The sequence below is a fragment of the Streptomyces sp. NPDC030222 genome, from assembly GCF_055573115.1.
Genome location: NZ_JBVICA010000006.1, coordinates 23,232 through 31,159, shown reverse-complemented (window position 1 = coordinate 31,159; position 7,928 = coordinate 23,232). Strand labels below are relative to the sequence as shown.

At 70.7% G+C, this 7,928-nt stretch carries 8 protein-coding genes; 3 read left to right on the top strand and 5 right to left on the bottom strand.

What is annotated here, in order from left to right:
* Positions 1-178: 178 nt before the first annotated feature.
* Positions 179-1,168 carry a GTP 3',8-cyclase MoaA gene (moaA, locus tag ACZ4Z5_RS10760; RefSeq protein ID WP_468259726.1) on the top strand — a complete coding sequence of 330 codons (990 nt, stop codon included), beginning with the start codon at positions 179-181 and terminating at the stop codon, positions 1,166-1,168.
* Here the strand turns inward: moaA and ACZ4Z5_RS10755 are convergent.
* Both ACZ4Z5_RS10755 and ACZ4Z5_RS10750 read right to left on the bottom strand, forming a co-directional pair.
* The gene (locus ACZ4Z5_RS10755) at positions 1,151-1,378 is read right to left on the bottom strand and encodes a hypothetical protein (protein WP_468259724.1); all 228 of its coding nucleotides are present in this window, start codon (positions 1,376-1,378) and stop codon (positions 1,151-1,153) included. The genes moaA and ACZ4Z5_RS10755 overlap by 18 nt on opposite strands.
* A gap of 337 nt (positions 1,379-1,715) precedes the next feature.
* The gene (locus ACZ4Z5_RS10750) at positions 1,716-2,084 is read right to left on the bottom strand and encodes a DUF3099 domain-containing protein (protein WP_468259721.1); all 369 of its coding nucleotides are present in this window, start codon (positions 2,082-2,084) and stop codon (positions 1,716-1,718) included.
* 222 nt (positions 2,085-2,306) lie between these two features.
* On the opposite strand from ACZ4Z5_RS10750, the gene ACZ4Z5_RS10745 reads away from it, so the two are divergent.
* Positions 2,307-2,585 (top strand): GlsB/YeaQ/YmgE family stress response membrane protein, encoded by a 279-nt coding sequence (locus tag ACZ4Z5_RS10745; RefSeq protein ID WP_468260484.1) that lies wholly within the window; start codon positions 2,307-2,309, stop codon positions 2,583-2,585.
* A gap of 157 nt (positions 2,586-2,742) precedes the next feature.
* Here the strand turns inward: ACZ4Z5_RS10745 and tyrS are convergent, their stop codons facing one another.
* The 3 genes from tyrS to ACZ4Z5_RS10730 all read right to left on the bottom strand — a co-directional run bounded on the left by tyrS (position 2,743) and on the right by ACZ4Z5_RS10730 (position 7,013).
* Positions 2,743-4,011 carry a tyrosine--tRNA ligase gene (gene tyrS / locus ACZ4Z5_RS10740; RefSeq protein WP_468259719.1) on the bottom strand — a complete coding sequence of 423 codons (1,269 nt, stop codon included), beginning with the start codon at positions 4,009-4,011 and terminating at the stop codon, positions 2,743-2,745.
* 90 nt (positions 4,012-4,101) lie between these two features.
* Positions 4,102-5,493: a metallopeptidase TldD-related protein gene (locus ACZ4Z5_RS10735; protein ID WP_468259716.1), complete on the bottom strand. Its 1,392-nt coding sequence runs from the start codon at positions 5,491-5,493 to the stop codon at positions 4,102-4,104.
* Positions 5,490-7,013: a TldD/PmbA family protein gene (locus tag ACZ4Z5_RS10730; protein ID WP_468259714.1), complete on the bottom strand. Its 1,524-nt coding sequence runs from the start codon at positions 7,011-7,013 to the stop codon at positions 5,490-5,492. Before ACZ4Z5_RS10730 ends, ACZ4Z5_RS10735 begins: the two co-directional genes overlap by 4 nt.
* A gap of 192 nt (positions 7,014-7,205) precedes the next feature.
* On the opposite strand from ACZ4Z5_RS10730, the gene fabG reads away from it, so the two are divergent.
* Complete coding sequence (gene fabG, locus ACZ4Z5_RS10725) at positions 7,206-7,925, top strand: 3-oxoacyl-[acyl-carrier-protein] reductase (RefSeq protein ID WP_468259711.1); 720 nt, start codon at positions 7,206-7,208, stop codon at positions 7,923-7,925.
* Positions 7,926-7,928: the final 3 nt, after the last annotated feature.

Here is a 7,928-nt window from a genome sequence, read left to right as displayed (position 1 = left end):
GGAGGGGACCCCCCTCCATGGGGCGAAACATACCTTGCGTTGTTCCCTTGCCCCCCCCCCCCCCCCCCCCCCCCCGCCGCGCCTAGTGACAAAAGGCACCTGACCGCACCGGTGGTCTCGCGTAGGCTCGCTGGTAGCGGCACTCGATCAGCGGTTCAAGGAAGGGGAGGGGAGCGCAGTGCTCATCGACACGTACGGGCGCGTAGCCACTGACCTGCGCGTCTCGCTCACCGACCGGTGCAATCTGCGCTGTACGTACTGCATGCCGGAAGAGGGCCTGCAATGGCTGGCCAAGCCCGACCTGCTCACCGACGACGAGATCGTCCGCCTGGTCCGGATAGCCGTGACCGGACTCGGCGTCACCGAGGTCCGCTTCACCGGCGGCGAACCCCTGCTGCGCCCCGGACTCGTCGGCATCGTCGAGCGCTGCGCAGCCCTGGCCCCGCGCCCCCGGCTGTCCCTCACCACCAATGGCGTGGGCCTGTCGCGCACCGCCCCCGCCCTGAAGGCCGCGGGGCTGGACCGGGTCAACGTCTCGCTGGACACCCTGCGCCCGGACGTCTTCAAGACCCTCACCCGCCGTGACCGGCACCGCGACGTCCTCGAAGGACTGGACGCGGCACGCGCCGCCGGCCTCACCCCCGTCAAGGTCAACACGGTCCTGATGCCGGGCCTCAACGACGACGAGGCCCCGGACCTGCTCGCCTGGGCCGTGGAGAACGGGTACGAACTGCGCTTCATCGAGCAGATGCCGCTCGACCCCCAGCACGGCTGGAAACGCGACAACATGATCACCGCCGACGACATCCTCGCGGCCCTGAGCACCCGCTTCACCCTCACTCCGGAGGCACAGGACGACCGGGGCTCCGCGCCCGCCGAACGGTGGATCGTCGACGGCGGCCCGCACCGCGTCGGCGTCATCGCCTCCGTGACCCGCCCCTTCTGCCGGGCCTGCGACCGCACCCGGCTCACCGCCGACGGTCAGGTGCGCACCTGCCTCTTCGCCCGCGAGGAGTCCGATCTGCGCGGCGCGCTGCGCTCCGGTGCGCCGGACGAGGAGGTCGCCCGGCTGTGGAAGATCGCGATGTGGGGCAAGAAGGCCGGTGCCGGTCTCGACGACCCGAGCTTCGTGCAGCCCGACCGCCCCATGTCAGCCATCGGCGGCTGACCGCCCCCGCTCCCACTCCGCGAGCGGCACGACGTCCTTGAGGAAGCCGCGGATCCCGAGGAACTGCGACAGGTGCTCACGATGTTCGTCGCAGGCCAGCCAGGTCTTGCGGCGGTCCGGGGTGTGCAGCTTGGGGTTGTTCCATGCGAGGACCCATACGGCGTCCGTGCGGCAGCCCTTCGCGGAACAGATCGGTGTCTCGTCACTCACCCGTACATCCTGCCGTACCCGCATGGCACCAGGCGGGCGCGGGGACGGTGGAGGGCGGATCACGCCGGGGGAGGGGCGTACGGAGAAAGTGCCGCCTACGCGAAAAGGCTTCCCGCCTGGGGTGGATGCCGCGCGCCGGAAAAGGCTGTCCGTGCGGGAAAAGGCGACGCCGGGCAGCCACGGGGGGAGCTGCCCGGCGTCGGTCCGTCGCTCCGACGGGGGATGCGGAGCGCGTACGCAGTATGTCACGCGGGACCCGCCCGGGTGCAGCGATCGTCATGATTGATCTGAGGTTTATTTGAGCTTGCGCCGGGGTCACGAGTCCGTGCGCCCCCGGTCACGCCTCCCGCGCGGGACCGGCGTCCTCCGCCTCCGTCTCGGCCTCCGGTTCCGCCCTGCTGCCGGCACCGCCCGGCCCCAGCATGGCCCGGCCCGGAGCGAGCACGAACGTCGACGGCAGCGAGGGCGCGCGTTCCCTGCCCGCATTCGCTATCACCACGGCCACGTACGGCAGCAGCAGGCCCAGGGCGAGCGCCACGAACGCCACGTGCCGCTCCACGTTCCACAGCACGGCCGCCAGCACCACCGACACGGTCCGCACGGTCATCGAGATGATGTACCGGCGCTGCCTGCCCCGTACGTCCTCGGCGAGACCCTGCCGGGCGCCGGTGATCCGGAAGACCTCGTTGCCGCCGCGCTTCCGCATCACGTTCCACCACCCGACTAGAACACCCGGCATCCTCGTCCGGGCCGAGTTCCACGGTACGCCCGGCCTGCCCTGCGACGGAGACCGGGGCTCTGCCCCGACCTGCGGATGTCGCACGCCGTACTGCGTACGGCCCTGTCCGACATGCGCCGTACGGCGTACGGGCCGACACTGGGCGCACATGCGCACACGCGCACGGAGTGCTGCACCCGGGAGGCACAGATGGGCTGGTTGTGGGCAATCATCGTGGGCTTGGTCCTCGGTCTGATCGCCAAGGCCATCATTCCGGGCAAGCAGCAGATCCCGCTCTGGCTGACGGTGGTGTGCGGCATCCTCGGCTCAGTCATCGGGAACGCGGTCGCCGGGGGGCTCGGTATCGCCGAGACCAGAGGTATCGACTGGAGCAGGCACGCCTTGCAGCTGGCCGGGGCCGTCCTCGTGGTGTGGCTCGGCGACATGGCCTGGGTGGCCATGCGGAGCCGGGGTGGTCAACGGGCCTGAGGCGGTCCCGGAAGAAGGACGAGCCTGAGAAACGGGGAACGAGCCGGGACGAGAACGGGCCGGGACGAGAACGGTCCGGGGAACGGCGGACGGCCGGGCACACAGGATGTGCCCGGCCGTCCGTGGTTTCCGTCGGCGCGCGTCGCGCCCTTCCGGCTCAGCCGGCCGTGACCTCGACCGCCGCGAGGTTCTTCTTGCCGCGGCGCAGCACCAGCCACCGCCCGTGCAGCAGGTCCTCCGGTGCCGGAACGGCGTCCTCGTCCGTGATCTTGCTGTTGTTCACGTACGCGCCGCCCTCCTTCACCGTGCGGCGGGCCGCCGACTTGCTCGGTGCCAGCCCGACCTCGGCGAAGAGGTCGACGACCGAAGCCAGTTCGGAGACGCGTGCGTGCGGCACCTCCGACAGGGCGGCGCTCAGCGTCGCCTTGTCCAGCTCCGCCAGTTCGCCCTGGCCGAACAGCGCCTTCGACGCGGCGATGACCGCCGCGCACTGGTCGGCGCCGTGCACCAGAGTGGTCAGCTCCTCCGCGAGCGCGCGCTGGGCCGCACGCGCCTGCGGACGCTCCTCGGTGAGCTTCTCCAGCTCCTCAAGCTCCTCACGGCTCTTGAAGCTGAGGATCCGTGAGTACGTCGAGATGTCCCGGTCGTCCACGTTCAGCCAGAACTGGTAGAACGCATACGGCGTGGTCATCTCCGGGTCGAGCCAGACCGCCCCGCCCTCCGTCTTGCCGAACTTGGTGCCGTCGGCCTTCGTCATCAGCGGCGTGGCCAGCGCGTGCACGGTGGCGTGCGGCTCCAGCCGGTGGATCAGGTCCAGACCCGCCGTCAGATTGCCCCACTGGTCGCTGCCGCCCTGCTGGAGCGTGCAGCCGTACCGTCGGTACAGCTCCAGGAAGTCCATGCCCTGGAGCAGCTGGTAGCTGAACTCGGTGTAGCTGATGCCCTGGTCCGACTCCAGACGCCGGGCCACCGAGTCCTTGGTCAGCATCTTGTTGACCCGGAAGTGCTTGCCGATGTCGCGGAGGAACTCGATGGCGGACATCCCCGCCGTCCAGTCCAGGTTGTTGACCATCACGGCCGCGTTCCCGCCCTCGAAGGACAGGAACGGCTCGATCTGGGCGCGCAGCCGCTCCACCCAGCCCGCGACGGTCCCGGGATCGTTCAGCGTGCGCTCCGCGGTCGGCCGCGGGTCGCCGATCAGACCGGTGGCGCCGCCCACCAGCGCCAGCGGCCGGTGCCCCGCCTGCTGGAGCCGGCGGACCGTGAGCACCTGCACGAGGTGACCGACGTGCAGGCTGGGCGCGGTCGGGTCGAAGCCGCAATAGAACGTGACGGGACCGTTCGCGAGCGCCTTCCGCAGTGCGTCCTCATCGGTGGAGAGGGCGAACAGCCCCCGCCACTTCAGCTCGTCGACGATGTCCGTCACGGTCCTGTCTCTCCTCGAAAGGTTGTCGGTGCGGTGATCCCCGTCCCCACCCCCGGGACGGGGACGAGTGTCACCGCCAGTCTATGGGCGTCAGACGCCCCGGCTCACCGAGCTCATGTTGAAGTCCGGCACGCGGAGCGCCGGCATCGCGGCCCGGGTGAACCAGTCGCTCCACTCCCGGGGCAGCGTCTTCTCGGTGCGGCCCGCCTCCACGGCACGGGACAGCAGGTCGACCGGCGACTCGTTGAACCGGAAATTGTTCACCTCGCCGACGACCTCGCCGTTCTCGACGAGGTACACGCCGTCCCGGGTCAGCCCCGTCAACAGCAGTGTCGCGGGATCCACCTCGCGGATGTACCAGAGGCACGTCAGCAGCAGTCCGCGCTCGGTGGCGGCGACCATCTCCTCCAGCGAACGCTCGCCGCCGCCCTCCAGCACCAGGTTCCCGATCGCCGGGGCCACCGGCAGTCCGGTGAGGCCCGCCGAGTGCCGGGTGGTCATCAGGTGCTCCAGCTTCCCGTCCCGCATCCAGTCGGTCGCGGACAGCGGCAGACCGTTGTCGAAGACCGAGGCGTCGTCCCCCGACGAGTGAGCGATCACGAACGGCGCGGACTCCAGGCCGGGGTGATGGGGATCGCTGCGCAGCGTCAGCGGCAGCTCCGACAGGGTCTCGCCGACCCGCGTACCGCCGCCCGCCTTGGCGAAGACCGTACGGCCCTCCGCCGCGTCCCGGGCGGCCGACGACCACATCTGGTAGATCAGCAGGTCCGCCACCGCGGTCGGCGGCAGCAGCGTCTCGTACCGGCCCGCCGGCAGGTCCACGCGCCGCTCGGCCCAGCCCAGCCGGACGGCGAGCTCCTCGTCCAGCGCCGCCGGGTCCACGTCCTTGAAGTCCCGGGTGGAGCGCCCCGCCCACGCCGACCGCGTACGGTCCGGGGACTTGGCGTTCAGCTCGAGCGTGCCGTTCGGCTGGTCGTGCCGTAGCCGAAGGCCGGTCGACGTGCCGAGATACGTCGTCGTCAGCTCGTGGTTCGCGAAACCGTACAGCTCACGGCCGCCGGCGCGGGCCCGGGCGAACGACTCGCCGAGCGCCGGCGCGAAGTCCGCGAAGACCGCCGAGGAGGTCTCGGCGGGAGCGTCCGTGAACCCCTCCGCCACCGGCACCCCGGAAACCAGCGGCTGCGCGTCCTCGGCGGGCCCCGCCCCGCGCGCTGCCGCCTCGGCGGCCCGCACCAGCGGCTCCAGCTCGTCGGCCGTCACCGCGGACCGGGAGACCACGCCGGACGCCGTGCCCTCCTTGCCGTCCACGGTCGCGATCACTGTGAGGGTGCGCCCGCGGGTCACGCCGTTCGTCGTCAGGGCGTTGCCCGCCCACCGGAGGTTCGCCGACGAGTGCTCGTCCGCGATGACCACGCACCCGTCGGCGGTGGACAGTTCCAGGGCCCGCTCGACGATCTCGTGCGGCTTGCTGACGCGGCTCATCGACCGGCCTCCTGCGTCGTGTTGAGGATGTTGACGCCCCGGAACAGGGCGGAGGGACAGCCGTGGGACACGGCCGCGACCTGGCCCGGCTGGGCCTTGCCGCAGTTGAACGCGCCGCCCAGGACGTACGTCTGGGGGCCGCCCACCGCCTCCATGGAGCCCCAGAAGTCGGTCGTCGTCGCCTGGTACGCGACATCGCGCAGCTGACCCGCGAGCCGCCCGTTCTCGATCCGGAAGAAGCGCTGCCCGGTGAACTGGAAGTTGTAGCGCTGCATGTCGATGGACCAGGAGCGGTCGCCGACCACGTAGATGCCCCGCTCGACCCCGCCGATCAGATCCTCGGTCGACAGTCCGCCGGGATCCGGCTGCAGCGACACGTTCGCCATCCGCTGCACCGGCACGTGTGCGGGGGAGTCCGCGAACGCACAGCCGTTCGACCGGCCCAGGTCCGTCAGCCGGGCGATCCGCCGGTCCAGCTGGTAGCCCACCAGCACGCCGTCCCTGACCAGGTCCCAGGACCGGCACTCGACGCCCTCGTCGTCGTAGCCGATCGTGGCGAGTCCGTGCTCCGCGGTGCGGTCACCGGTCACGTTCATCACCGACGAGCCGTACCGCAGCTTGCCCAGCTGGTCGAACGTCGCGAACGACGTACCGGCGTACGCCGCCTCGTAGCCCAGCGCCCGGTCCAGCTCCGTGGCGTGGCCGATCGACTCGTGGATGGTCAGCCACAGGTTGGACGGGTCGACGACCAGGTCGTACGTACCGGCGTCGACGCTCGGCGCGCGCATCTTCTCGGCCAGCAGCGAGGGCATCTGCTCCAGCTCGGAGTCCCAGTCCCAGCCCGTGCCCCGCAGGTACTCCCAGCCCCGCCCCACCGGCGGTGCGAGGGTCCGCATCGAGTCGAACTCACCGCTCTTCTCGTCCACCGCGTGTGCCGTGAGCTGCGGGTGCAGCCGGACCCGCTGCTGCGTGGTGACGGTGCCCGCCGTGTCGGCGTAGAACTTGTTCTCCATCACGGTCATCAGCGAGGCGTCGACGTGCGCCACGCCCTCGGCGCCGAGCAGCCGGGAGCTCCAGTCGGTCAGCAGCCCGGTCTTCTCCTCGTCCGGCACGTCGAAGGGATTGATCTCGTACGCCGAGACCCAGGTCCGCTCCGCGTGCACCGGCTCCTCGGCCAGCTCCACCCGCTCGTCGGACCCGGCCGCCGCGATCACCTGCGCGGACAGCTTGGCCATGGCCACGGCCTGGGAGGCCACCTTGGCGGCCGCGTCCATGGTCAGGTCGACGCCGGAGGCGAAGCCCCAGGCGCCGCCGTGCACGACCCGCACCGCGTACCCGAGGTCGGTGGTGTCCGAGGAACCGGCGGGCTTGGCGTCGCGCAGCCGCCACGAGGCGCTGCGCACCCGCTCGAAGCGGAAGTCCGCGTGGTCGGCGCCCAGCGCACGGGCCCGTGCGAGCGCCGCGTCGGCGAGCGCGCGGAGCGGCAACGCCGTGAAGGCTTCGTCGATGGAATGAGGCACAGATGTCTCCTGTCGGCTTCTTCGTCCACTCGATTGTCCCGATCATGTCTCGCCGGTGGGCACCGTACCCACTTCTTTCTGTAGGGACCCGACAGGGACTGTTGCGCGCCACTGTCGGGGCTCGATTCCCCGGATCCTGAAGCGGACCGATAGGTTTTCGCTGTACCAGACCGCTATCGAAAGGGTGATCCGTTGAGCCGCTCGGTTCTCGTCACCGGAGGAAACCGGGGCATCGGCCTCGCCATCGCCCGCGCTTTCGCCGAGGCCGGCGACAAGGTCGCGTACACGTACCGGTCGGGCGAGCCGCCGGAGGCCCTTGCGGAGCTCGGCTGCCTCGCCGTCAAGTGCGACATCACCGACGCGGAGCAGGTGGAGCAGGCCTACAAGGAGATCGAGGAGAAGCACGGTCCGGTCGAGGTGCTGGTGGCCAACGCCGGCGTCACCCGCGACCAGCTGCTGATGCGGATGTCCGAGGACGACTTCACCTCGGTCCTGGACACCAACCTCACCGGCGCCTTCCGCGTCGTCAAGCGCGCCAACCGCGGCATGCTGCGGGCCAAGAAGGGCCGAGTCGTCCTGATCTCCTCCGTCGTCGGCCTGCTCGGCTCGGCGGGACAGGCGAACTACGCCGCCTCCAAGGCCGGTCTGGTCGGCTTCGCCCGCTCGCTCGCCCGTGAGCTGGGGTCGCGCAACATCACCTTCAACGTCGTCGCGCCCGGTTTCGTCGACACCGACATGACCAAGGCGCTCACCGAGGACCAGCGCGCCGGCATCGTCGCGCAGGTGCCCCTGGGCCGCTACGCGCAGCCCGAGGAGATCGCCGCCAGCGTGCGCTTCCTCGCCTCCGACGACGCCTCGTACATCACTGGAGCCGTCATCCCGGTTGACGGCGGATTGGGCATGGGTCACTGATCA